The 24,616-nt window shown below is 66.3% G+C and carries 25 protein-coding genes; 16 read left to right on the forward strand and 9 right to left on the reverse strand.

Annotated elements, in window-relative coordinates; translation table 11 throughout:
* Positions 1-131: 131 nt before the first annotated feature.
* Positions 132-434, reverse strand: coding sequence for a thiamine-binding protein (locus tag ACX3O0_RS05625; protein ID WP_459107058.1), 303 nt, complete (start codon positions 432-434; stop codon positions 132-134).
* A gap of 149 nt (positions 435-583) precedes the next feature.
* Between ACX3O0_RS05625 and ACX3O0_RS05630 the strand changes: the two genes are divergently transcribed.
* Genes ACX3O0_RS05630 through ACX3O0_RS05640 form a run of 3 tightly spaced genes read left to right on the forward strand, consistent with a single transcriptional unit; the run spans position 584 to position 3,331 of the window.
* A complete protein-coding gene (locus ACX3O0_RS05630) occupies positions 584-2,875 on the forward strand; it encodes a carbon starvation CstA family protein (protein WP_459107059.1) in 2,292 nt (763 codons plus the stop codon).
* Between the two features lie 14 nt (positions 2,876-2,889).
* Positions 2,890-3,096, forward strand: coding sequence for a YbdD/YjiX family protein (locus ACX3O0_RS05635; protein ID WP_459108451.1), 207 nt, complete (start codon positions 2,890-2,892; stop codon positions 3,094-3,096).
* A gap of 22 nt (positions 3,097-3,118) precedes the next feature.
* Positions 3,119-3,331: a KTSC domain-containing protein gene (locus tag ACX3O0_RS05640; RefSeq protein ID WP_459107060.1), complete on the forward strand. Its 213-nt coding sequence runs from the start codon at positions 3,119-3,121 to the stop codon at positions 3,329-3,331.
* Between the two features lie 164 nt (positions 3,332-3,495).
* On the opposite strand, the gene ACX3O0_RS05645 is transcribed toward ACX3O0_RS05640, so the two are convergent.
* A complete protein-coding gene (locus ACX3O0_RS05645; RefSeq protein WP_459107061.1) occupies positions 3,496-4,932 on the reverse strand; it encodes an HNH endonuclease signature motif containing protein in 1,437 nt (478 codons plus the stop codon).
* A gap of 301 nt (positions 4,933-5,233) precedes the next feature.
* Here ACX3O0_RS05645 and ACX3O0_RS05650 point away from each other — a divergent pair, with 301 nt between their 5' ends.
* Complete coding sequence (locus ACX3O0_RS05650) at positions 5,234-6,286, forward strand: ATP-dependent DNA ligase (protein ID WP_459107062.1); 1,053 nt, start codon at positions 5,234-5,236, stop codon at positions 6,284-6,286.
* A 7-nt stretch (positions 6,287-6,293) separates the two neighbouring features.
* Here the strand turns inward: ACX3O0_RS05650 and ACX3O0_RS05655 are convergent, their stop codons facing one another.
* The 5 genes from ACX3O0_RS05655 to ACX3O0_RS05675 all read right to left on the reverse strand — a co-directional run bounded on the left by ACX3O0_RS05655 (position 6,294) and on the right by ACX3O0_RS05675 (position 10,295).
* The gene (locus ACX3O0_RS05655) at positions 6,294-6,473 is read right to left on the reverse strand and encodes a hypothetical protein (RefSeq protein ID WP_459092175.1); all 180 of its coding nucleotides are present in this window, start codon (positions 6,471-6,473) and stop codon (positions 6,294-6,296) included.
* Positions 6,474-6,543: 70 nt separating this feature from the next.
* Positions 6,544-7,563, reverse strand: coding sequence for a non-homologous end-joining DNA ligase (gene ligD, locus ACX3O0_RS05660; protein WP_459107063.1), 1,020 nt, complete (start codon positions 7,561-7,563; stop codon positions 6,544-6,546).
* Between the two features lie 9 nt (positions 7,564-7,572).
* Entirely contained in the window at positions 7,573-8,484 is a 912-nt protein-coding gene (locus ACX3O0_RS05665; RefSeq protein WP_459107064.1) for an NAD-dependent epimerase/dehydratase family protein, read from the reverse strand.
* The gene (locus tag ACX3O0_RS05670; RefSeq protein WP_459107065.1) at positions 8,481-9,152 is read right to left on the reverse strand and encodes a MerR family transcriptional regulator; all 672 of its coding nucleotides are present in this window, start codon (positions 9,150-9,152) and stop codon (positions 8,481-8,483) included. Before ACX3O0_RS05670 ends, ACX3O0_RS05665 begins: the two co-directional genes overlap by 4 nt.
* Before the next feature lie 165 nt (positions 9,153-9,317).
* The gene (locus tag ACX3O0_RS05675; protein WP_459107066.1) at positions 9,318-10,295 is read right to left on the reverse strand and encodes an NAD(P)H-quinone oxidoreductase; all 978 of its coding nucleotides are present in this window, start codon (positions 10,293-10,295) and stop codon (positions 9,318-9,320) included.
* 98 nt (positions 10,296-10,393) lie between these two features.
* On the opposite strand from ACX3O0_RS05675, the gene ACX3O0_RS05680 reads away from it, so the two are divergent.
* Positions 10,394-11,911 carry a sensor histidine kinase gene (locus tag ACX3O0_RS05680; protein WP_459107067.1) on the forward strand — a complete coding sequence of 506 codons (1,518 nt, stop codon included), beginning with the start codon at positions 10,394-10,396 and terminating at the stop codon, positions 11,909-11,911.
* Positions 11,908-12,564, forward strand: coding sequence for a response regulator transcription factor (locus ACX3O0_RS05685; RefSeq protein ID WP_459092163.1), 657 nt, complete (start codon positions 11,908-11,910; stop codon positions 12,562-12,564). The genes ACX3O0_RS05680 and ACX3O0_RS05685 overlap by 4 nt, the downstream gene beginning before the upstream one ends.
* Before the next feature lie 98 nt (positions 12,565-12,662).
* On the opposite strand, the gene ACX3O0_RS05690 is transcribed toward ACX3O0_RS05685, so the two are convergent.
* Positions 12,663-13,127, reverse strand: a complete 465-nt coding sequence (locus tag ACX3O0_RS05690) for a hypothetical protein (protein ID WP_459092161.1) — start codon at positions 13,125-13,127, stop codon at positions 12,663-12,665.
* A 151-nt stretch (positions 13,128-13,278) separates the two neighbouring features.
* Here ACX3O0_RS05690 and ACX3O0_RS05695 point away from each other — a divergent pair, with 151 nt between their 5' ends.
* The 10 genes from ACX3O0_RS05695 (at position 13,279) to ACX3O0_RS05740 (ending at position 23,717) form a co-directional block, all read left to right on the forward strand.
* The gene (locus ACX3O0_RS05695; protein ID WP_459107068.1) at positions 13,279-15,882 is read left to right on the forward strand and encodes an ATP-binding protein; all 2,604 of its coding nucleotides are present in this window, start codon (positions 13,279-13,281) and stop codon (positions 15,880-15,882) included.
* A 67-nt stretch (positions 15,883-15,949) separates the two neighbouring features.
* Positions 15,950-16,225, forward strand: coding sequence for a DUF4242 domain-containing protein (locus tag ACX3O0_RS05700; protein WP_459107069.1), 276 nt, complete (start codon positions 15,950-15,952; stop codon positions 16,223-16,225).
* Positions 16,226-16,288: 63 nt separating this feature from the next.
* The gene (locus ACX3O0_RS05705; protein ID WP_459092155.1) at positions 16,289-17,833 is read left to right on the forward strand and encodes a deoxyguanosinetriphosphate triphosphohydrolase family protein; all 1,545 of its coding nucleotides are present in this window, start codon (positions 16,289-16,291) and stop codon (positions 17,831-17,833) included.
* Between the two features lie 176 nt (positions 17,834-18,009).
* A complete protein-coding gene (locus ACX3O0_RS05710) occupies positions 18,010-18,732 on the forward strand; it encodes a hypothetical protein (RefSeq protein ID WP_459107070.1) in 723 nt (240 codons plus the stop codon).
* Positions 18,733-18,802: 70 nt separating this feature from the next.
* Positions 18,803-20,821 (forward strand): sensor histidine kinase, encoded by a 2,019-nt coding sequence (locus ACX3O0_RS05715; protein WP_459107071.1) that lies wholly within the window; start codon positions 18,803-18,805, stop codon positions 20,819-20,821.
* Positions 20,818-21,474 carry a response regulator gene (locus ACX3O0_RS05720; RefSeq protein ID WP_459092149.1) on the forward strand — a complete coding sequence of 219 codons (657 nt, stop codon included), beginning with the start codon at positions 20,818-20,820 and terminating at the stop codon, positions 21,472-21,474. Before ACX3O0_RS05715 ends, ACX3O0_RS05720 begins: the two co-directional genes overlap by 4 nt.
* A gap of 59 nt (positions 21,475-21,533) precedes the next feature.
* Positions 21,534-22,028 (forward strand): RNA polymerase sigma factor, encoded by a 495-nt coding sequence (locus ACX3O0_RS05725; protein ID WP_459092147.1) that lies wholly within the window; start codon positions 21,534-21,536, stop codon positions 22,026-22,028.
* The gene (locus ACX3O0_RS05730) at positions 22,025-22,669 is read left to right on the forward strand and encodes a methylated-DNA--[protein]-cysteine S-methyltransferase (protein ID WP_459107072.1); all 645 of its coding nucleotides are present in this window, start codon (positions 22,025-22,027) and stop codon (positions 22,667-22,669) included. The genes ACX3O0_RS05725 and ACX3O0_RS05730 overlap by 4 nt, the downstream gene beginning before the upstream one ends.
* The gene (locus tag ACX3O0_RS05735) at positions 22,666-23,277 is read left to right on the forward strand and encodes a DNA-3-methyladenine glycosylase I (RefSeq protein ID WP_459092143.1); all 612 of its coding nucleotides are present in this window, start codon (positions 22,666-22,668) and stop codon (positions 23,275-23,277) included. Before ACX3O0_RS05730 ends, ACX3O0_RS05735 begins: the two co-directional genes overlap by 4 nt.
* Positions 23,274-23,717: a nitroreductase family deazaflavin-dependent oxidoreductase gene (locus ACX3O0_RS05740; protein ID WP_459107073.1), complete on the forward strand. Its 444-nt coding sequence runs from the start codon at positions 23,274-23,276 to the stop codon at positions 23,715-23,717. Before ACX3O0_RS05735 ends, ACX3O0_RS05740 begins: the two co-directional genes overlap by 4 nt.
* A 40-nt stretch (positions 23,718-23,757) precedes the next feature.
* Here the strand turns inward: ACX3O0_RS05740 and ACX3O0_RS05745 are convergent, their stop codons facing one another.
* A complete protein-coding gene (locus tag ACX3O0_RS05745) occupies positions 23,758-24,456 on the reverse strand; it encodes a hypothetical protein (protein ID WP_459092139.1) in 699 nt (232 codons plus the stop codon).
* Positions 24,457-24,616: the final 160 nt, after the last annotated feature.

Consider the following 24,616-nt stretch of genomic DNA (forward strand, 5'->3'; position numbering starts at 1 on the left):
AGCTTCTTCATCGTCGGCCTGGTGCTCGGCCTGCTCGCCCTGATCGCCATGGTGCGAAACTCCGGCCGCCACTGAGCCCACCGTCACTGAGCCCACCGCTACTGACCTCTGAGCGAAGGGCGCTGCAGCCGCTAGTCCCCGAGCGCCTCGTTCAGTCGCTCCACCTTGCCGGTGAGCTCCCCGGTGTGTCCGGGGCGGATGTCTGCCTTCAGTACCAGCGAAACCCGCGACCCGAACTGGCCGACAGCATCCGTCGCCCGCTTGATGACGGCGAACACCTCGTCCCATTCGCCTTCGATCGTGGTGAACATGGAATCGGTCTCGTTGGGCAGCCCTGACTCGCGAACGATCTTGACCGCGGCGGCCACCGCATCATGAACTGAATCATCGGCACGACCGGTCCCGCTGGGGGCTACTGAGAATGCGACGAGCATCATTCCTCCTCTGATCAACGCCCAGTCTAGGCATCGCCTAACCGCGCAGAACCGTCGCCACAGAATTCTGCGCGACCGTGGCCTGCGGGATTCAACCGGCCTACTCTGTCGGTGAGCACGACCACCGACCACCGCTCAAGGGAGAGATCATGGCCTCCACGTCCCGCTACTCCGAGGGAAATTACCCCGCCGACCCGGTGCTCGAACAGGATCCGAGTCTCCCGCCGGTGGCAGTCGATCCGGAGGTTCTCGCAGCAGAAGAGCGGCGCTGGACCCCGGCGAAAATCGTGATCTGGGCCGCCATCGCCCTGCTCGGTAGTGTCAGCTGGGCAGTACTGGCCATCTCCCGCGGGGAAACGATCAACGCGATCTGGTTCGTGTTCGCGGCGGTCTGCACCTACTTCATCTTCTACCGCTTCTATTCGAAATTCATCGAGACCCGGGTGACGAGACCGGATGACCGACGCGCGACTCCGGCAGAGTACAAGGCGGATGGCAAGGACTACGTCGCCACCGACCGCCGAGTGCTCTATGGACACCATTTCGCCGCCATCGCAGGAGCCGGGCCGCTGGTGGGGCCGGTGCTCGCCGCTCAGATGGGCTACCTCCCCGGCACACTCTGGATCATCGTCGGCGTGGTGCTCGCCGGTGCAGTGCAGGACTACCTGGTGCTGTTCTTCTCGATGCGCCGCGGCGGACGCTCACTCGGCCAGATGGCGCGGGATGAGTTGGGAACCGTCGGTGGGATCGCCGCCATCGTCGCCACCCTCGCCATCATGGTGATCATTGTGGCCATTCTCGCGCTGGTGGTGGTCAACGCCCTGGCGGAGAGCCCCTGGGGCGTCTTCTCGGTGTCCATGACCATCCCGATCGCACTCTTCATGGGGGTGTACCTACGGTTCCTCCGGCCCGGCAAGGTCATCGAGGTGTCGATCATCGGCTTCATCCTGCTGCTTGCCGCCATCATCGGCGGAGGCGCGGTCGCCGGCACGGAGTGGGGGGCCGAGCTCTTCCACCTGGAGCCGCTGACCATCGCCATCGGCATCGTCATCTACGGGTTCGTCGCGGCCATCCTGCCGGTCTGGCTGCTGCTCGCCCCCCGCGACTACCTGTCGACGTTCATGAAGATCGGCACCATCGTGATGCTGGCCGTCGCGATCATCATCGTGCGACCTGAACTGGATGTTCCAGCTTTCACCGAGTTCGCGTCCACCGGCGAAGGGCCTGTCGTCGCCGGGCCGCTCTGGCCGTTCCTGTTCGTCACCATCGCCTGTGGCGCCCTCTCCGGTTTTCACGCGCTCATCTCATCCGGGACCACCCCGAAGCTGGTGGAGAAGGAGCGCCAAACCCGGATGATCGGCTACGGCGGGATGCTGATGGAGTCGTTCGTCGCGATCATGGCTTTGGTCGCCGCGATGTCGATCGATCAGGGAATCTACTTCGCGATGAACTCGTCGGCCGCAGCCACCGGAGGCACCGTAGAGGGCGCGGTGGCGTTCGTCAACAACCTGGGAATCACCGGCGTCGAGATCGACGAGGCCGCGCTGCTACAGACCGCGAAGGATGTCGGTGAGGAGAGCATCGTCTCGCGTACCGGCGGAGCACCGACCCTGTCCGTCGGTCTCGCGCATATCATGCAGCAACTGACCGGCGGCGGTCTGATGGCGTTCTGGTATCACTTCGCGATCATGTTCGAGGCGCTGTTCATCCTCACGGCGGTGGATGCCGGCACCCGGGTCGCGCGGTTCATGCTGCAGGACAGCATCGGCAACTTCGTCCCCCGCTTCAAGGACACCTCGTGGCGTGCGGGTGCCTGGTCGACGACGGCGATCATGGTGGCCGCCTGGGGCGCGATCCTGGTGCTTGGAGTGACCGACCCGCTGGGCGGCATCAACACGTTCTTCCCGCTGTTCGGCATCGCCAACCAGCTGTTGGCGGCGATCGCGCTGGCGATCTGCCTGGCGATCATGGCTAAGCGCGGCCTGTTCAAGTACCTGTGGGTGGCCATCCTGCCGCTCGGGTTCGCATCCGTGATCACCGTGTGGGCATCGATCCTGAAGATCTTCTCGCCGATCCCGGCGATCGGGTACTTTGCCCAGAACGCGGCCTTCTCTGAAGCACTCGCCAGTGGCGAGACGAGTTTCGGCACCGCCGACGGGGTGCAGGCGATGGAGGCGGTCATCCGCAACACCATGGTGCAGGGCATCCTCTCCGTGCTCTTCGTGGTGCTGTCGATCATCGTGATCGTGGCGGCGTCGTGGGCGACCTGGCGGTCGTACCGCACCCGCGAGCTTGGCACCAGTGAGGATGCGGCTGTTCCGTCGCGGATCTTCGGGCCGGCGAGCTTCATCCCGACCAGGGCGGAGCGCGCGATCCAGGCCCAGTGGGACGCCCGGCCGACGGTGAGGACGACTCTCGGTTCGAAGAAGGCGGGTCACTGATGGAGGCCAACACGATGGGCGGTGGTTCGACGCTGCGCAGCACACTGGGAAAGCTTCGCTGGTTCCTTCGGGGGGTGATGGGCGCGGATGCCTACGAGAAGTACCTGGCGTTCTACGAGTCCGCGCATGGCCCGGACGATCATCCGCCGATGACGGAGCGCGAGTTCTGGCGGGATCGCGACGACCGCCAGGACAGCAACCCGCAGGGCCGCTGCTGTTGAGAACGTCGTCGGGAGCTGACAGGTGCACCTGGATCCGATCGACTCCGACGCCCTCGATGGCGTCTCGTACGATGCTGCGTCTCGCACCCTGACGGTCAAGTTCGAGTCTGGCGGGGTGTACGAGTACTTCGACGTGGAGCAATCGCTCTTCGACGAGCTGCAACGCTCCCAGCCGCACCCCTGGTCGGTGGTGGGCGACACGGTGAAGGCGCACCGTTTCCGCCGACTCGCCTAGTCACGCACTGATCTCGCGCTCTCGTCTCGCATTCCAGGTCACGCGATCCTGGTTGCACGCTCCGGTTCACGCGATCCTGGTTGCACGCTCCGGTTCACGCGATCCTGGTTGCACGCTCCGGTTCACGCGATCCTGGTTGCACGCTCCGGTTCACGCACTCCGGTTCACGCACTCCGCCGTTGCTCCCTGCCTGCGAGGAGGTCTTTCAGTGCTGCACTCTTGTGCGGCATCGGTCGCGGCGCCTGCGCGGGGTCGATGGTCCGCGGCGGAGTCAGCCAATAGTTGCCGCCCTCGCGGTAGATCTCCCAATGGTTGTCGTGCAGCAGCAGGTGGTGATGTCGGCAGAGCAGTATCCCGTTGGCCAGATCGGTCGGTCCGTGGTCGCGTTTCCAGTGCTCAACATGATGGGCTTCCGTCCAGCTCGGCGGTCTGCCGCAACCCGGCCAGCGGCATCCGCCGTCGCGGGCCGCCAACGCCACCTTCTGTCGGCGAGTGAACAACCGCTGTTCTCGCCCCACATCGATGGCTTGTCCATGCTGGTCGAAGATGACAGGCACAGTTCCGGACGTGCAGGCGATACGCTCCACCGTCTCGATCGAGACTGGGTTCGGGTGACTTTCAATCCGGCCATGCCCGCTGCGGTCGGTCAAGCTGTCGGCGGATACCAGCACGCGGACTGCCGGCTGGGCACGCCCGATGATCTGGCTCGGGTCGGTACCGACCGCGATGGTCACGAGTTGCAGCAGACCGTCGGAGGCCAACTGGTCGGTGGTACGTGGATCCTGCTCCACCGCGGCGGCGCGTGCTTGTTCGGTTTCATCTACCATGCGCGGTCCTCCGCGACGCGGAGAGGTGAGCTGGTCGTAAACGCCGTCGACGACAGCCGCACCTTCCGGGTCGAGCTCCCAGATGTAGCGGGTCATCCCGTCGGGCTTGCGCCACCGGCGCAGGCAGCGTTGCTCGCGTTGTGCCTTCTCTCGGGCGGCGATGCCCGCTTCGTCCAAGTCATCCCGCGCGTTGCGCGCGAGTCGGTACAGTTCGTCGACATCCAGCCCCAACGCGGCGGCGGCGATGGCCGCAGCCGCCTGCGCCAACTGGTCGGCACTCACCCCGGCGTCCGGGACACCCAGCCCGGCACGGATCGCTTCTGCCCCGGCGACCAACAGCAGCCCGGCCGCGACCTCGACCCCGATTGCAGTCAACCACGGCCGGTCGGAGACCGGAGTGGCCGAACCAGAAGCAGTGTCAGTGCCGTCACCCACACTGGCGTCATGAAGCAACGCTCCAACCCGCACCAGGGTGACCGCTTCCCGCCCCGTGGACCCGGTGAGGGTGCGGACCAACGCCTCTGGTGTTCGGAACCCTTCCTTCTGCGCCAACCCGGACAGCCCCGCCTCGCGACTGGAACGTACGGCAGTTTCACCAGCCAGTCGGGCGGCGGCAGCATCCAGATTGCGACGTGCCGAGGACAGCGACCGCTGTGACTGGAGCAACGTCTCGTCCGGGAGTTGGCCAGCGGAAGCAGCTGCCTCGTTCAGTTCGGCGGTCGCAGACAGCACGGCATCGACGGATGCGGTGAAGGTGTCTACGAATGTTGGCATACACCTAGTACGCCGCCTTCGCAAGTGATTTCGAGAGAATCCCAGGATCTGTGGAAAGCTCCGCGAATATGCGGGCTGTGGAGGGAGTCCGGCGAGGAAAAGTCCAGCAGCGGCGTACGGGATGGCTACCGCGGTCTGACACAAGGTCCTTCACCATATAGAAATTCGTCATCCCGACCCCACCGGCGAGCGGATGCTGCTCAGTCTCGACGACGAAACCGTGCGCCTCGAAGAATGGTCGCGCAGAGGTGCGAAGCCCACTACCGATGCAATTTCAACGGCAGACGGGCATGATCGACCCATGGAACTCTCGGCTGCCGACCCCATCGCTCCCATGCTTGCCAAGGCACTGGACGCTGTTCCCGAACCGGAGTCCGTGACCGGCGGCCTCAACTACGAGCCGAAATGGGACGGCTTCCGCGCGATCGTCTATTTCGACGGCACCAACACCGAGATCGGTAGCCGCGGTTCCAAGATGCTGACGCGTTATTTTCCGGAACTGACGGATGCTTTTGCCCGCCTCCTTCCCGGCCCTTGCGTTCTCGATGGCGAGATCATCGTGCGCATGGGCGAGCCTGGCAACGAAAGGCTCGACTGGGAGGCGCTCTCCCAGCGGATCCACCCGGCGGAGAGCCGCGTCCGCAAGCTGGCTGTCGAGACCCCGGCCGCGTTCGTCGCCTTCGACTTGCTCGGGTTGGGGGCGGACAGCCTCCTCGACCGGCCGTTCGCCGAGCGCCGTGAGGCACTCGAAAAGCTCGCGATGGCACTGCCGGCGCCCATCCACCTTTCCCAGACGACGACGGATGTCGACCTTGCCCGCCGCTGGCTGGTCGAGTTCGAGGGCGCTGGGCTCGACGGGGTGGTGGCCAAGCCTCTGGCCGCACCGTATTTCCCCGGAAAGCGCGTCATGCTGAAGGTGAAGCACCGGCGCACTGCAGACGTTGTTCTTCTCGGCTACCGGGTGCACAAGAGTGGCCAGGGCGTCGGATCGCTACTGCTCGGGCTGTACGACGGCGAAGGCGTTCTCAGGAACGTCGGCGGAGCATCCGCCTTCAGCGATCAGAAGCGCCTGGAGCTGGTAGATGAGCTGGAACCACTGGTGACGCGCGACGAGTCGGGTGCTGTGTTGACGGGGGCGACCGATCGCAGCCGGTTCTCGTCGGGTAAGGACGTGTCGTTCGTGAAGCTCGAGCCGTCGAGGGTGTTGGAGGTTCGCTACGACCAGATGGAGGGCTCCCGGTTCCGTCACACCGTGCAGTTCGACCGTTGGCGGCCCGACCGCGAACCAACATCGTGCACCTTCGAGCAACTCGAGATCCCGGTCGCGTACGACCTGAACGAAGTGCTGGTCTAACTCAGCTCTAGGCCGCGACTGCCACTGCCGGCGTCAGTTCGGCCCAGTACTCGGCGGCGACACCAACCCAGCCGCAACCCTCGCCCTGGCATTCGAACACGATCATCGGCTCGTCCGCGTCCGCCCACAGTGCAAGCCCGCCGCTCGCGGTCTCTGCGGCGCATTCCGGGCAATTCGTGATCTCCATGCCACAAGGGTAAATCGAGGGTCCGACATCGCCGCGCAACCAGCCGGGCGCGTCACTCAGTTCGCAGGTGTCAATCCTTTTTCGCCCGGCTCGGCTGCACGCGGGGCGGCTCCCCCGGCATCTTCGGATAGTCGGGCGGGAAGGGAAGTTCTCCGAGGCCGGATGCCAGGTCCCGCTCCCACCAGCCCAGCAGCGTGTCGATCTTTCCGGGACTCTCGTGCAACTGCGCCCACGGGTCGCCAACGGTTCTCAGCCGCTCCGGCATGGTCAGGATCGTGTAGTCGGTCGGGTCCGCATTCTCCAGTTCTTCCCAGTTCACCGGGCATGACACCGGGGCGTGCGGCAGCGCCCGTGGGCTGTAGGCGCCGGCCATGGTGCGGTCCCGGTTGGCCTGGTTGAAGTCGGCGAAGATCCGCTCCCCGCGTTCCTCCTTCCACCAATTGGTGGTGACCGCCTCCGGCATCCGTCGCTCCAACTCCCTCGAGGCGGCAATGACGGCGTGGCGCACGTCGAGGAATTCGTGGGTCGGCTCGATAGGAGCGAAGACGTGCAGGCCGCGGTTGCCGGATGTCTTCACCCAGGCGACCAGGCCGGCCTCCTCAAGGACCTTCCTCAGTTCGATGGCCGCGGGGATGGCGTCATCGAAATCGGTTCCCGGCTGCGGGTCGAGGTCGATGCGCAGCTGGTCGGGGTTGTCGGAGTTCCCTGCGCGCGACGGCCAGGGGTGGAACACGATCGTGTTCATCTGCACCGCCCACACTGCGGCTGCCGGTTCATCGATGACGAGCTGCGGATGCGTCCGCGCGCTGGGGTAGACCACCATCACCGAACGCACATAGTCTGGCGCCCCCTTCGGCGGGTTCTTGGAGAAGAACTGTTCACCGTCGACGCCCTCGGGGAATCGCTGGAGGGAGAGCGGCCTGTCGCCGTTGGCGGCCACGAAAGGCTCACCGACCTCGATCAGGTAGTTGGCCAGGTCGCGCTTGGTGATCCCGAGGTCTGGCCACAGCACCCGGTCGGGGCTGGAGAGCCGCACCTCCCTGGTGCCGTTCGGTCCGTCGACGGTGAGCATCTCTGCAGCGCTGGCCATAGCGATAAGTTACCCGCGAATGGAGTCCAGCGTCTGGGTTATCGCTTCCGGGTACGGGGTCGGCGAGACGCCGAACGTCGCCTCATAGCGGGAGGAGTCGAACACGTACGGTGATGAGTTCTGGTAGCTCAGCTCCAGCGACTCTCGGGCGATCGGGACGAAGAGGGCGCCGAAGCGCATCGTTGCCAGCGACATGACGCGGTGTCGCAGGGCCCGCCCGCTGGCCATGGCGAGGTACTCCTCTCCGGTGCGGGCCGGGGCGGTCGGCAGGTGCCACACCCGGCCGCGGGCCCGCTCATCCGTGCCCAGCTTGGCAAGTGCCGGTCCGATGTCACGCGTGTAGGTCATGGAGTGCGGTTGATCGCTGTCGATGAGCCAGGTCGGTTCCTGCCCCGCAGCGACCCGGTCGAGCGCCATCGTGTTGAACGAACTGGTGCTGGCACCCGGCCCATAAAAGTCGGCACTACGACCGATGGTGAACTCGAGTCCGCGCTCCCTGCCTGCATCGAGCATCCGCAGCAGCTCAGCGCGCAGCTGGCCTTTGGCGCTGCTCGGCCTGATCGGGGTCTCTTCGGTCATCGGGCCGTCCACGCGTCCGTAGGCGTAAACGTTGTCGAAGTACACCAGGTGAGTCGTGTGCTGAATGGCAGCCGCGATGGCGTTGCGCATGATGGTCGGCCAGTCCCGGCGCCAGACTCGGGTTCGGTAGGGCAACCCGACCGTGAGATAGGCCACCTCTGCCCCTTCGACCGCGCGCCTGGTCGCATCCGGGTCGCGCAGGTCGGCCAGGATCGATGTCACCTCGCTGTTCGGATTGGGCGCGCGGCCGACGGATGCGACCTCTTCCCCTTGCGCGCGCAGGGCTGTGATGGTTTCCGCGCCGACAACGCCGTTGCCGCCGAGTATGACGTGCCTGGTCATGAGCGTTCTCCTTCGTCATCCGTGGTCGTTCCCTCGGCCGTGGGGGCAGGGAAGATCGCTGCCGTCTCGTGTTCCTGAGCCAGCCTTCGAAGGCCCGCCATCAGGGCGTCCCCCATGACCGTGCCGACGACCATGAGTTCAGCAACCAACGCCGGGCTGCTGCGCTCGGCCAGTGCCGCAAGGTCGGCCCGCGCGATGAAGCTCGCCGCCTCCGCATAGGCCTCCAGGTAGTCCGGGGAGGGCGCAAAGCCTATGGTGGCCAGGCCATCGAGCGCCCGTGCCACCAGTTCGTTCCCTGGGTTGTGTGCGCTCACCGCCCACGAACGACCGGCAACCAGGTCGGTCACGGACTGTCGTGATTCTTCGGATGCCGGCTGCGCGCTTATCGACCGCCCGGCACCCATGGCGTGCTGGGCTGCATCGAACACATGAGCGAGCGACCCCTGGTGCGTGTCGAGCACGCCGAGCACCTGGCGAGCGTCGGCGATGCTCAGCGCACCAACATCGATGAGCGCCCTGGCCAGTTTCGCGCGCTGCAGGTGCGTGTCGTTGTACTCGGTCTGGTTGCTGCTGGTGCGCCGGCCCTCTGGCACGAGCCCTTCCCTGACGTAGTACTTCAACGTGGACTGGGTTATCCCGGCCGATTCGCAGAGTTCGGAGATCTTCACCTGCTGATAGTAATACTATCGATAGCAGGAGTGCCACCAAGATCACGCTCATCGAAGACAATTGGCATGACAGCGACGAGAGTGTGAGCATCGCCATGCTCACCGGCGGAGCAGCCTCAGTGGCGTCCTGTGGTCTGACCTGGCGCGCTGAGCCATGGATGCGCGTCAGCCGACCTGCAGCAGGATCTTCCCGATGTGAGCGGATGACTCCATCCGCTGGTGCGCTGCCGTGGCATCCGCCAGTTCGAACACGGAGTCGATGATCGGCTTCACCGTTCCGGCCTCCACCAGCGGCCAGACGTGCTCCTGCACCCCGGCGACGATCTCCTGCCGCTCAGCGAGGGGGCGGGCGCGGATCGTGGCCGCGAAAATATGCCCGCGCTTCCTCATCAGGGCGCCGACGGAGAAAGTGCTCCGCTCACCGCTGCGATTGGCGATGCAGGTGATGCGGCCGTTCACCGCCAGGCAGTCCAGGTTGCGGGACAGGTAGTCGCCGCCGACCATGTCCAGGATGACATCCGCGCCGTGACCGTCCGTGCTCTCCATCACGATGTCGACGAAGTCCTGCGTCCGGTAGTTCACGCCGATGGCCCCCAGATTGTCGACGAATGCGACCTTCTCTGCTGTCCCAGCCGTGGCGATCACCCGGGAGCCGAGCGCGACGGCCAACTGGATCGCCATGGTGCCGATGCCGCTGGATCCGCCGTGCACGAGCAGGGTCTCCCCCGGCTTCAGCGCGCCCATCATGAAGACGTTCGACCAGACGGTTGCGGCGGCCTCGGGCAGCGCTGCGGCGTCGAGCACAGACACGCCAGCCGGCACGGGGAGCACCAACCCGGCGTCGACGACGACGTCCTCCGCGTATCCGCCGCCGAGCAGCAGTGCGCACACCTCGTCGCCGACGGTGATGCCGGTCACCTTTGATCCGACTTCCGTCACGACACCGGATGCCTCCAGGCCCGGCCAGGCCGGCGCACCCTCCGGTGGCGGGTAGCTGCCTTCCCGCTGGCCAATGTCTGCCCCATTGATGCCGGCACCCACAACGGTGAAGCGGATGTCGCCGGGCCCCAGCACTGGCGCCTGGACCTCCGTGAGCTCGAGAACCTCCGCCGGCCCGAACCGGGGAATCGTAATGGCCTTCATGCCATCCCACTGTAGGAGGTTCCGGTCTCGACCACCGGATGAGAACTCTCTCATCGCCTGCATTCGCCTGGCCCGGGCCCGCAGGCGATACTGGGAAGATGGCCTCTTTGCGCGTGCGAAAGCGACGAGAGCATTCTGAGCGTCGCCCTCGCCGCTCATTGTCGGTGCGTACGCGAATCCTGCTGTCGATTCTCGCCACGACGGCCTTGGGATTGCTGGCCGCCGGCGTCGCCTCCTACCTGGTACAGGGGGAACGCGTGCGCGGGGCCGTCGATGAGCGTCTGTTGCACTCCGTGTCAGAGCTCAAGGCGATTGCCGAGGGGCAGACCGCCGAGACGGCTCCGGCCACGGTGGAGGATTTGCTCAAGCTGGCGATCCAGCAGTTGGTCCCGGCAACGAACGAGGGCGTCGTCGGCTTCATCAACGGGACGCCGGCGCTCGTTCCGGCGACCAACCTGTCATTCCGCATCGAGCACGATGCTGCCCTGGTGGAGCGGGTCGTGGACGAGGCGCATCCCAGCAACGTCGTCATGGGGACGGCGAAAGCGGATGCGGGTACGCTTCGCTATGCGATCGTGCCGGTACGCGTCGCAGGCGATCCGGACACCGGGCTGTATGTTGCCGCCTACAACCTGGATGCCGAGCTCGGGGCAGTGGCGCTGTCCTTTCGCACCTACATCGTGGTGGCGATCCTCGCGCTGATCCTGGTGGGCGCGGTCGCCTGGATCGTAGCCGGCAGACTGCTCCGACCGATCAGGCTCCTTCGCGAGGCGGCTGCGGGCAGCAGCACGGCGGCTGACCTGACGGAGCGCGTTCCCAGTTCGGGGCGCGACGACGTGTCCGAGCTGGCTGAGGCGATTAACGGGATGTTCGATCGGCTGCAGGACTCGTCGCAGAGCCAGCGGCGCCTGCTTGATGACGTCAGGCACGAACTGAAGACGCCGATCACCATCATTCGCGGCCATCTGGAGCTCCTCGATTCGCAGAATGCGGCAGACGTCGAGGCCACCAGGCTCCTGACCATTGACGAGCTCGACCGGATGAGCACCTTGGTTTCGGATATCGCGCTCCTGGCGGAGACCGGAAACCCGCAGTTCATCGAGCCGGAAGAGGTCGATCTCGCGACTTTAACTGCCAGCGTCGGAGCGAAGGCGTCTGTCCTCGCTCCCGAACGCGCCTGGAATCTGGTGTCCGCCGACGGTCTGGCCGTGTTCGATCCCCGACGCCTGACCCAGGCGTGGCTCCAACTCGCGGAGAACGCAGTCAAATATTCGAGCCCAGGACAGCCCATCACCCTGGCCAGCGAAGTTGTTCAGGCCAGGACGGATGCCTGGCTGGAGTTCTCGGTGCGGGACAGCGGTCCCGGTATCCCGGAATCGGAGCGGATGCGCATTTTCGAACGGTTCCAGCGGCTGGAGGCACACGGTGCCGTGGGCGGGGCCGGACTGGGCCTGACAATCGTGTCTGCCATTGCGGACGCGCACGGGGGCGCAGTGAGGCTCGACCATTCCGCGGAGGGCGGTGCTGTCTTTGTCATTCGCATCCCATTCGTCTCCCACCCTGCCGTGGACGACGCAACGACAGGGATGCCAGAAGCAGTGAGCGCAGCGGAATGAGCACGATTCTCATCGCAGAGGACGAAACCAGGATTTCGGCTTTCATCGAGAAGGGCCTGAAGGCTGCCGGTTTCACTGTCGCGGTCGCCGTCGATGGGGCAAGGGCACTCGCCGAAGCGCAGTCCGGCAAATACGATCTGATGATCCTCGATGTCGGCCTTCCGACGCTGGACGGCTTCAGCGTCCTGGCGGCCCTGCGCGGCACAGGGAATCCACTCGCCGTCATCGTGCTCACGGCGAGGGACTCGGCCACCGACACGGTCCGCGGCCTGGAAGGTGGAGCCAATGATTACATGTCGAAACCGTTCCGCTTCGACGAGTTGTTGGCACGGGTTCGCCTGAGGCTGAAGGACACCCGCTCAGAGTCGGTTGGCACACTCGCGGCGCACAGCCTCGAGCTGGATCTGAAGACCCGCAGGATCACCGTCGAGGGTGTGGCCCACGATCTCTCGGCTCGGGAGTTTGCGCTCGCCGAGGAGTTCATCCGACACCCCGACCAGGTGCTCAGTCGCGAACAGCTGCTCAGTCGGGTCTGGGGCCTTGACTTCGACCCGGGGTCGAACGTCGTCGAGGTCTATGTTCGCTACCTGCGCGGCAAGATCGGTGCCGCCCGAATTGAGACGGTACGCGGCATGGGCTACCGCCTCAAATGAGGAACAGAAAACGGCCGGGAATGCGCAACCCGAATGCGCATTCCCGGCCGTCGGCCGGCGCCGGGGCGCCAGCGGTCCGGGACCGAGTGGCCCGGAGCTTAGCCGCGACCGTTGGCGGATGCGTCGACGCCTACTGAGACGTCCACAGATACGGCGGCGGCCGGGTCAACAGCTTCGACAGCATCCTTCTCGTGCGCCCAGGCGGAGACCGACTGGCCGGTCTCGCTGCCCTTCACCGTCGAAGCGTTCTCAGCGGCGACGCGCGGCTCGACTGGAGCTACCGTCGGCTCGACGGTCGCGTCAGCGTCGGCCTCTACTGTCGCCTCAGCATCAGCCGAAACATCACTGCCGAAAAGCCCCTTCGCGTTGGCGTCCGCATTCGCCATGGCGGTTTCACTGGCGTGAGCCGACGCCGGCCCGACTCCGCTGACCTTCAACACCTGGCCGGGCGCATCCGCCACCGTCAACGAACCGGTTGCGGCGTAGGCCGCTCCCCCGGCCAATGCGACACCGAGGATGCTCGCTGCGGCGGTGGTGATCAGCTTGGTGGATGACTTCAACACGTTATAACCCTACTTTCCAGCGCACCGTTCGGGGCGCTGGTAATACTCTCCCGCCCGGGAATGAGCTGATTGCGTGACGCGGATGAGTAAGTTCTCATCTGGCCGGATGCCAACCCCTCGATGTGCCGTTCCGGAGGCATACGATCATCCCGTGAGACTGCTCGAGCGCGCACACCTCCTCGCCACCCTCGACGAGGAGCTGGCCGCGGCCCTCGCCGGCTCCGGCCGACTCGTCCTGGTCACCGGCGAAGCCGGTATCGGCAAGACCGCGCTCGTGTCGGCCTTCCGTCAGGAACGCTCGGGCGACATCCGCTTCCTCTGGGGACAGTGCGACCCGGTTGCCGCCCCCAGTCCGTTGGCTCCCATCCGCGAGATCGCCACGGAGTTGAGCGCCGACTTCGAGGAACTGCTGTCCACCGGTGCTGATTCCTATCTCCTGGCCACCAGGTTCTCGTCGCTGGTCTCCGAACAACCGACGGTGCTGGTCCTGGAAGACCTGCACTGGGCGGACGGCGCGACCCTCGACCTGCTCGTCTACCTGGGCAGGAGGCTGGCCGATGCACCGCTGATCGTGCTGGCGACGTTCCGCTCCGATGAGGTGACGGCCGGGCATCCGCTCCAGGGCGCCCTCGGCCGGCTCGCCGGGTCGCCGCAACGCCGGGTTCCGGTGCCGCCCCTCACCCTGGCTGCGGTGACCGAGCTGGCAGCCGGAAGCGAAGTCGACGCCGAGCGATTGCTGCGGGTGACCGGCGGCAACGCGTTCTACGTGACGGAGGCACTGGCCGCCGGCCTCGAGAACATCCCGGGGACAGTCGTCGACAGCGTCCTCGGCCGCGCTGCCCGATTGGGCCCGGCAGCACACGCAGCGCTCGAGTTCGTCTCCGTATTTCCGAGCGGATGCGAGCTGGCCATCGTAGACGCGGAGTCGGCGACGATCGGCATCGACGAATGCGTAGCCGCCGGCCTGCTGCACGCCACCAGCCGACGGGTCGTCTTCCGGCACGAGCTGGCACGCCGCGCGATCGAACAGTCGATCCGTCCCGCCCACGCCCGCCGCCTGCATGCTCGCGTGCTGGAATTGCTCGAAGGCGCGCCCGAGGCCGATCCAGCCCAGCTCGCGTTGCACGCAGGGGGCGCCGGAAACGGAGCAGCGGTCATCCGCTACGGGATGCTGGCCGGAAGGCACGCAGCCCAGTTGGGGGCGAATCGTGCAGCGGTCGAACACTTCGCCGCCGTGGTCGAGCATGTCGGCAACTCCTCCGCCACGATGCGGGCCGAAGCGCTGGAGCGCCTGGGCGAGGCGAAGTCGAGCCTTGCCGAGCCGGAAGCCGCCCTGGTCGCTGTCACCGAGGCTGCGCAGTTGTGGGAAGCTGCCCAGCTGCCGCTGAAGGCGAGCAACGCGAGAGTGCGTGCGGCGGAGCACCTCTGGTCCGCCGGTCGCGGACCGGAAGCCAGGGAGCTGGCAGACCAGGTGGTGGCCAGTCTGGAAAGTGTCGGCGGCCAGCCGCTCGCCCACGCCCTCGCGGAGCAGGCCCGGCTGCAGATGCTCACACGCGATCTGACTGGGGCAGTCCGCACCGGCCAGCGCGCCATCGCCCTCGCTGAACCGTTCGGCGATCATGCGAGCATGTCGCGTGCCTACAACGCGGTGGGCTCCTCGCTCTGGTTCCTGCGTCCGGCGGAGGCGGAGCCGAACCTCCTGGCCAGCCGTCGCCACGCCGAGCTCGCCCAGGAGCCGGAACTGGTGGCCAGCGCCCTCACCAACCTGGGTTCGGGCGCTGGCGAAGTGCGGCTCTACGACACCGCGAACCGCTGGCTCGACGAGGTCATCGAGTGGTGCGAACCGCGCGATCTCGACGCGATCGGCGACTATGCCACGGCCTGGCGCGCCCGAACCGCACTGGAGCAGGGCGAGTGGGCGAAGGCCGCCCAGCTGGCCGGGCGATCAATGGCCCGCATGCCGGTGCCCATCACCCGGATTGTCGCCTTGACGGTGCTCGGTCTGCTGCGCTCTCGACGCGGAGACCCCGGCGCGGAGAACGCCCTCGACGAAGCCTGGCGCCTGTCGGTACAGAGCGGCGACCTGCAGAGGCTCTGGCCGGTAGCCGCAGCGCGGGCCGAGTCCAGGATGTGGCTTCACGGCGAGGTTGGCGGGGTGGATGAGCTCGGCGAGGCGATGCGACTTGCCAGGACCCACCGGCACGGCTGGGCGATCGGCGAACTCGGCACGTGGCTGCTGCGTGCAGGCGAGCACGTCGATAGCGAAGCGGCGGATGACTCCGCAGGCCCCTATGCGAGCTGGCTCCGTGGTAATTCTGCGGTGACGATCGCCGGCTGGCAGTCGCTCGACTGCGCATTCGACGAACTGCTGGTCCACTGGGACGACGCGACCGAGCCGTCACTGAGGGCAGGCCTGCTGATCGCTGAGACCTTCGGCGCAACGGCAGTTGCGGCACGCTTCCGCCAGGGGCTGCGAATGCTCGGCGTCAGCAGTATCCCGCGGGGTGCACGGAAGGCCACTGCCGAGCATCCGGCCGGCCTGACCGCACGCGAGTCGGAAGTGATCGGACTTATGGCTGACGGGCTGAGCAACAGCGATATCGCGGACCGGCTGGTGATCTCCACTCGCACGGTCGATCATCATGTGTCCTCGATCCTGCGCAAACTCGGCGTCACCTCCCGTCGGGAAGCGGTGAAGGCGCTTCCCACCGTGGGCGGCGGCACCGCCCAAGATAGGCAACCATCACCCATGTGACCGATGCCGCCCTGGTCGCAGACTGCTGGATGCCGGCATCTCGGCCGGCACGCGAATGGAGGTCATCATGCCCCGCTATCTCATCGAACGGACGTTCCCCGACGGCCTGGCCATCCCCATGGATGACGCCGGTGCCGGCGTCGTCGCATCCGTGGTCGGGAACAACAGCACCGAGAACGTCACCTGGGTGCACTCCTATGTGGCCAAGGACAACGGCAGCACGTTCTGCATCTACGACGCGCCGGGCCCGGAAGCGATCCGTGAAGTGGCCGGGCTGAACTCGCTTCCGGTCAACGCCATCACCGAGGTGCGGGTACTCGATCCGTACTTCTACCAGCCCTGACGTCCACGCGGCACCACGCTCGCCTCCTGCCGAATTGGGCGCGAGCGTGGTGAACTGGGGGTGATGGACGATTCAGAGCAGACGACCGCCGCCCCCGGTACCCAGGTCCGGAAGATCCCGGAGACCACTTCGGACACGGTCGAAAACGACTTCCGCATCGACCTGGAGCGGATCCGGTTCTCGCCGTACTTCTCGCGGCTGTCCGCCGTCACCCAGGTCATCCCCCAGGCGGGCTCTGGCACGGTCATCCACAACCGGCTCACGCACTCCCTGAAGGTCACGGCGGTCGCCCGTTCCATCGCGGTCAGCCTGCGCGACGGTGCCGATGAGCAGACCGCGAAGACGATCGCTGAGCTGGGCGGATGCGATCACATCGTTGCGCAGGCCGCGGCGGCCGCGCACGACCTGGGGCACCCGCCGTTCGGCCACCTGGGCGAGCAGGTCCTGGACCGCGTCGCCCGCAACCGGCTGGGACTGAGTGACGGGTTCGAGGGGAACGCGCAGACGTTCCGCATCCTCACGACGCTCGACAACGGTGACGCGACGGATCAGGGACTGAACCTGACCGCTGCGGTCCGCGCCGCCGTTCTCAAGTATCCGTGGACCCGCCACGAGTGGCGCGATGTCGAGGCGGCGGCGCCCGTGCTCCCGCGCGGGGTCGGCGTCGATCGCGCCGATGGAGCGCTGAAGTACTCGAGCTACCTGTTGAACGCCGCCGAAATGGCAGCGGTGAAGGCGCGGTATCCGAACGTCGAGCGGTATCAGCAGACGGTGGAATGCTCGGTGATGGATGTCGCCGACGACATCGCTTATTCGGTGCACGACCTCGACGACTTCTATCGTGCCGGGGTGCTGCAGCACACCACGGTTGCCGCCGAACTGGAGAACTGGCTCGCCCACCAGCACTCGCTGGCGAGCCTCGATCAGGAGACGCTGGAGACTTCGCTGCGCACGCCGGGGCACTCGCTCGAACTGGCCTGGCGCCGCACCAGCGAGAAGGATCGCTGGATCGCGCACGAGGATGCGTTCCGTGACGCCGTCATCCGGGTGCAGGACGGCCTGGTCGAGGGGCTGCTCGCCATCCCCTTCGACGGCGGTGTCGCGGCCGAGCGCCGGGTGGCCGCATTCACCCGGTTCTGGATCGACCGGCTGAAGGCCTCCATTGCGGTGGACGGGACGCCGAATGTTCGCAGCGGCCACGTGCGCCTGACCCAGGATGCCTGGCACGACGTCGTCGTGCTGAAGTTCGTGCACAACCGCTTCGTTCTCGACCGCCCGGACCTGACCATCTACCAGCGAGGCCAGGCGCGGGTACTCGAATCCCTTGTCGAGGGCTTCCACGACTGGCTCAACGATGCGGATGATGCCCTGCGGGCACCGCGCAGGCTCATCGACTCCGTCGAGTCGACCACTCAGTCGTATGTCGAACTGCGGGCATCCGGCACTCCACTCGCAGTCGACTGGCGCGACGCCGACATCATCCGCCTGGGCAGGGCCCGTGCGGTCATCGACTACGTGGCATCGTTCACGGACGCCCAGGCCGTGTCGGCGGCAGCCCTGCTGGGTGGGACCTCCGACCGCCACTGGAACGACGGCCGGAGCCTGTAAGCAGTCGCCTGAGCGGCTCAGATCCGGAATTTGGTGCTGCCAGGGCGGTGGAAGCGCCAAGTTCCGGATCTCAGTGGCGAGAACCGCGTCGACCATGGGTCAGATGCACCATGTGTCACACCCGGCGCATGAAGCACCCTCGAAGGACCAACAACCCTTCGAAAGGACGTTCCGAAATGGTTACCGTCGACACCACATCCCCTGGCTCGTTCGCCCCCGGCACGTCGCCAGCACCGTTGTCCCGCCTGGTGAGAATCACCGCCGGGGTGAGCCTGGCGTTGGCCGGGCTGCTCAACGGCCTGCCGGCTTACCTATCCCAACTCTTCGCCGGCGACCTGGAATACAGCGACTATCTCCTGTGGGGTGCATCGAACCCGGAGCTGGCCCAAGTTGAGCAGATCGCCTACGTGGTGAGCATGCTGTTCGCACCGATCGGCCTGTTGGCGGTCGCCCAGGTGACCCGTTGGCGTGCACCGGTACTCACGGCAATCGCCGCTCCGCTCGTCATTTGGGGCATGTGGGGGTTCCAGAACATCCTGAGCTTCGGGTACCTGACGGTGTCGACAGCGACACGATCGATCGGCGCGGATGCTGCTGTTGGCTTGAACGATGGCCTCGCCGCCGACGCACCCGGCCTTCTGATCTCGTTGCTGCCGCACCTGGTCGGATCGTTCCTCGGACTCGTCCTGCTGAGCATCGCCTGCTGGAAGAGTCGCGCGTTCTCACGAATCCCGCTCATCCTGATGGTCGCGTTCCTGATCTGGGATTTCCTGCTTCCGTCTGCCGGGATGCTGGAACCCCACGTCCTGCTCGTCGTCGCCTGGGTCTGGATGGGCATCGACCTCATCAGGATGCCCGGAGCGGTGTGGCGCGGCGAATTCCCCGCACGCCGGAAGTGAGCGCATCCGCTGGGAACGGTCACCACTCGCCGACCTTTCTGGCCGGCGGGTGGATGGCCATACTGTAACCATGCGACGCAATGCGGCGAGGCTGCAGAGTGCCGGGCCGCTGCTGGCCTGGAGCATCGGCGCGATCATCCTCACCGTGTCGGGTCTGACAGCAGGTCTCGCGACTGGTGCGACCGCCGAGGTGCCGTGGAAGCTGCTGATCATCGGGGTCGTGTGGGCGGTTCCCGGCGTCCTGATCTCTGCCGGGCGCCCGCAGATCGCTGTCGGCTGGCTCATCCTCGCGGCAGCCCTGGTTTTCGCTGCTGCGGCGGCCTCGAACGCCTGGGTCGCATTCGCCATCGAATCGGGAGTCGACGACGGGGTGGCGTGGACAGCCTGGTTCGCGGACCGGTTCTCTGCCGTGCTCGTGCCGCTCACGTTTCTGGCCGTCATCCTGCTGCCCGATGGCCGGTTGCCATTCGCCCGCTGGAAGCCGGTCGTTGTCCTGGTGAGCGCGTTGCAGGTGGCTACGGTCGTCGCCTGGGCGCTGGTCAGCGGCCCGGCCGGAGCACGGGATTCCGACCTTCCCCCGACCGCTCGCCAATTCGTGAACCCGGTGGGTATTCTTCCGGAGCCCGTGGAGCACGTACTCGCCGCGGTCGAGCCCTTTGTCCTCCAAGTGCCGTTGCTGTTGGCCCCGATCGTCTTCGCCGTTCGCCTGTGGAGGGCCAAGGGCTCCGAACACACCCGCATCGCCACCATCCTGCTGGCTGCCACGGTTTTCGTGCTGATGCTGGTCGTCGGCCGTGGCCTCTGGCCGGGAGCCGCCGAGGTTCTCGACATCGCGGCTGGCGTCTTTCTGGCCGCCGTGGTCACGACGGCGGTGCTCAGGCGGCGCCTGGCTGGTGTCGACGTCGTTGTCCACCACGCGGTGCTCTTCACCGTGCTCACCACCGTGATCGCAGGCGCATACACTCTCGCGGTAGCCGTGGCCGCGTTGTCCAGCCAGACGCTGCCGCCATTCGGAGTGGGGTTCATCGCGGCGCTGGTCGCGGTGGCGGCCCTTCCCCTGCGAGGGTGGCTTCAGCTGCTGGTGGATCGGCTGCTCTACGGTGACCGTCGAAAACCGTACGAGGCTCTACGCCGGCTCGCCGCCAGAACGCACGGCGCCGTAACACTCGGCGAACTCCTCGACGAGCTCGCCGCGTCGATTGCCGCCTCGCTCAGGGTTCCCTGGGTGCAGGTGGAGGTGAATGGGACCGAGGCGAGCACCGGCATCCGGCCGCTGGAAGCGACTGTGGCCCAGGCGCCGCTGGTATCCCAGGGACTTCAGCTTGGCACCATCACGGCAGCGGCCGGTCCCGGTCGCGCCCTGGGACAACGGGACTCTGCGCTGCTGGCTGTGCTCGGCGAGTTCGGCGGCATGGCGGTGCAGACCATGATCCTGGCGGAGGCCGTCACGGCCAGCCGACAGCGTCTTGTCGCCGGTAGCGAGGAGGAGCGCCGTGCCCTGTCGCGCGACCTGCACGACGAGCTGGGTCCGACGATGGCCAGTATTTCGATGCAATTGGGAACCCTGCGCCGGATTGTTCTCACCGACCCGCAGACGGCCGAACAACGCTTGGGACAACTCGAACTGGCAGCGCAGGAAGCGTTGAACAGTGTGCGGTCACTGGCGAGGGGCCTGCGTCCCACGGTGTTGGACGAGCGAGGGCTGGCCGAAGCAGTACGCAGAGCCGCAGAGAGCCTGGGACTCGACGTACGGATGACCGTGGCCGAATTGCCGGAGCTGTCCGCAGCCGTCGAGGTGGCCGCCTATCGGATCGCTGTCGAGGCGCTCACCAATGTCGCCCGGCATTCCGGCGCCCGATCGGCACAGGTTGCCGCGTCGGTAGCGGCGGATTCCCTGGTGCTGGAGGTGACGGACGCGGGCGCCGGCTTCGGGGACGGCACAACCCCAACGGGAGTGGGCATGATCGGAATGGGCGAGCGAGCCGAGGAGCTCGGCGGCACACTGGTTGCCATTTCCGGCGAACACGGTACGACAGTGACCGCGACACTTCCCTTGCACCAGGCACCAGCCAGAATGCCGCTCCCATGACCGAACGGGAACTCACCGTACTGCTCGCAGACGATCACCGGCTCTTTCGTGACGGCCTGCGCTTCACCCTCTCGCAGGAGAGTGGCATCACGGTGGTGGGTGAAGCCGGTGACGGCGCATCCGCTATCGAATTGGCAACAGCCCTGACACCGGACGTTGTGCTCATGGACATCAACATGCCGGTGCTGGATGGTGTCGCAGCCGCCGAGGCACTCACTGCCAACGGAGTGAGGTCACGAATTGTCATGTTGACCATGTCGGATGACGATGAAAGCGTGTTCGCCGCACTCAAGGCCGGCGCGAGCGGTTACGTCGTCAAGGGCTCGTCGCCGGAGCAATTACTGGCGGTGGTGCGGGCCGTGGCGGCCGGTCATGCGGTGTTCGGCGCGGGCGTGGCCTCCCGGATGCTCGATCACCTCGCTGCCCGGACTGCGAACTCAGCCGACACCTTCCCTGAGCTCACCGATCGGGAGCGGGAGGTGCTGAGACTCGTCGGCGACGGCCTCAGCAATCAGGAGATCGCCGACCGGCTGTTCATTTCGCGCATCACGGTGCGGAACCACGTGAGCAGCATCCTCCTGAAACTTCAGCTGTCGAACCGCCGTGAGGCGATCATCCGGATTCGTGACGGCGCGCGGCCCGCAGTCGACTGACCGTATTGTGGGATCGACCTCACAAACGGTGGGGCTGGCGCGTCTTCCCGGTGATGATGATGAAACAACCATTCGAGCAGGCGGTTTCCGCGCACGGGGCAACCGTGCTGCGGGTCTGCCGGGCGGTTCTCGGGCCGCACACCGACGCCGACGACGCCTGGTCGGAAACCTTCCTTGCGGCACTCGAGGCGTGGCCGAAGCTGGCGGATGACGCCAACGTCGAAGCCTGGCTGGTCACCATCGCGCATCGCAAGGCGCTCGATGTCATCCGCCGGAGGAGCCGCCAGGCGATCCCGGTCGGCGAGGTGCCGGACCGCGTGTCGACCATCGGAGTGCCAGAAGCGACCGACCACGACCTGTGGGCGGCCCTCGCCAGGCTCCCGGACAAACAGCGACAAGCCGTCGCCTACCACCACCTCACCGGCCTGCCCTATGCGGAGGTTGCGGAAATTCTGGGCGGTACGGCGGATGCCGCGCGCCGGGCAGCATCGGACGGCATCCAGGCCCTGCGCACCGCCTATGCGAACCAGGAATTGAGAGGATCACTGAGATGAACACCACCCTTGACGACCGCACTGCTGACGACCACACCGGCGCGGTTGTGACCGACCTTCGGGACCTGACAGCGCCCACGGTTAACGACCTGGACAGCCTCCACCAGCGCCTGGAGGGGCTGGCGAATGAGCGCGACCTGCTCGATGTCGCGTACACCACCGTCGACTCCCCTGTCGGCAGCCTGCTGCTTGCGGCAACCCCAGCCGGCCTGGTGCGCGTGGCCTTCGAGCGCGAAGACCACGACCTCGTGCTGGAGTCGCTGGCCGGTCGGGTGAGCCCCCGCATCCTGAAGTCCGCCGGCCGGCTGGATGCCGTCGCGCGGCAACTCGACGAGTATTTTGCCGGGCGTCGCACCGACTTCGACCTGGCGCTCGACTACCGGCTGTCCAGCGGGTTCCGCCAACTGGTGCAGCAATACCTCCCGCACATCGGCTACGGGCACACCCAGTCGTACCGCGAAGTCGCCGAATTCGTCGGCAACCCGAAGGCCGTGCGGGCGGTGGGCAGCGCCTGCGCCACCAACCCGCTGCCGGTGGTGGTGCCCTGCCACCGGGTGCTCCGTACTGACGGAACGCTCGGCGGCTACATCGGCGGCCTCGAGGCCAAGAGCGCGCTCCTCAGCCTGGAGCACGCCGCGTGAGCGATCCGATTCGCGCAGACGTGGTTGTGGGAGAGGACGGCCTGGCCCGCCCGGCATGGGCGGCCACCGACCCGATGTTGCAGCGCTACTACGACACCGAGTGGGGAATGCCGATCACCGACGAGCACGGACTGTATGAGCGCATCAGCCTGGAGGCCTTCCAGGCGGGGCTGTCCTGGGCGATCATCCTGCGCAAGCGAGAAGGCTTCCGCGCGGCATTTCATGATTTCCATCCGGAAACTGTCGCCGCGTTCACTGCGGCGGACGTCGAACGCCTGATGGAAGACACCGGCATCGTGCGCAACCGGATGAAGATCACCGCGGCAATCACCAACGCGAAGGCGACGATCGCCCTACGGAGCGATGGCGGGCTGGCCGACTTCGTCTGGTCGTTCAAACCCGTCGATACACCGCGCCCTCGTTCGTATGCGGAGGTTCCGACAACATCACCGGAATCCATTGCCCTGTCCAAAGCGCTCCGCAAGAAGGGCTTCGCATTCGTTGGACCCACCACGATGTTCGCCCTGATGGAGGCGATCGGCATGGTGGACACCCACCTGCTCACCAGCCACCGTCGCGGCACCTCTGGCGTCTGGCCGCACCCGTGAGCGCAGGCAATCGGCGGTCAGACGCGCTGATGAAGGCGATGAACCTGCTCCACCGCGCGGTGCTGAAGCTCAGCGGCGGCCGAGTCGGCTGGAAGCTCGGGCAGATGACCGCGGTCGAGTTGCACACCATCGGGCGCACGAGCGGCCGCCGGCGGTCGACCATGCTGAGTGCGCCGATCAGTGACCGCGACCGTATCGTGCTGGTCGCGTCCAAGGGAGGCGACGACCGGCATCCGCAGTGGTATCTCAATCTGGTTGCCCATCCCGAGGTCGAGCTGACTATTCGGGACGAGACCCTCCGGATGCGTGCCCGCACCGCCACTGCCGACGAGAAGGCGGAGCTGTGGCCCACCATTGTGAAGGTGAATCCCGGCTACGCGGGCTACCAGCGCAGGACCGACCGGGACATCCCGGTGGTCATCTGCGAGCCGATGGGCTGACTGGGGCCCGGCTACCGGCGGACCCCATCCCAGAGGATGATCAGACGGATGCTTTCGAGGCTTCGAGCGCGCCTTTCCTGCCGCGATGGATGGCGCCGCCCAGCCATTCGTCGTCCGTGAGACGGGCAACGCGCAGCGCTGCCAGCCCTAGCCCCACAACGAGCAGAACGGTGGAGGCGAATTCCATCACCGGATGCAGGTTGACCAACAACCCGACAATGGCGACCATGATGGCGATCGGCGCGACCATCGGCACGATGCGTGAACGCAGCATGGCGACCGCGACCACCAGAAGTCCCACGAACAGTGCAACGACGTGGACAGTCTCGAAGACTATGAGGGTAGTCGAGCCTTCGACGCTCTCGACGAGCGCTACCTGCTGCTCCTCCGGGATGTTGCTGCCGGCGAGCGGAGCGAGGTAGAGGCCCGCAGCATCGATCGGCAGAATGGCCAGCCCACCGAGCATTACGAGAAGGCCAGCCCAGCGACCGAAGAGCGTGCGGTCACCGAACAAGCGCATCAGGGCGAGCCCCGCAGGCAGCCAGGCAACCGCGGAGAGCAGGAAAAGGGTCTGTCCGAGCGCCCACGCGTCCGGTTGCCCTGAGATGAGCGAAAGCAGTTCCTGAGTGCCTTCCGCGTCCGGGGTAATGTCACGCAACATTGCTGCTGCCAGCAACAACGGGGCTGCCAGCAGCGAAGCGGTGTAGACGGTACGGGTGACTGATCGTGAACCTGACATGGTGAACCTCCTGTGGATGGTTGAACGTGACTCCAGAATCTCGCCACGTCCCGCTGCCTGTCGTCCTTCGCGTCGTCGGAATTGGTGACGGACAGGACGACGCCCACGTCATCCGCAAGGATGACGAATGGGGTCATCCTCGAGCAGGGTGTCGGTTGTC

It is taken from the genome of Homoserinimonas sp. A447 (assembly GCF_054489325.1).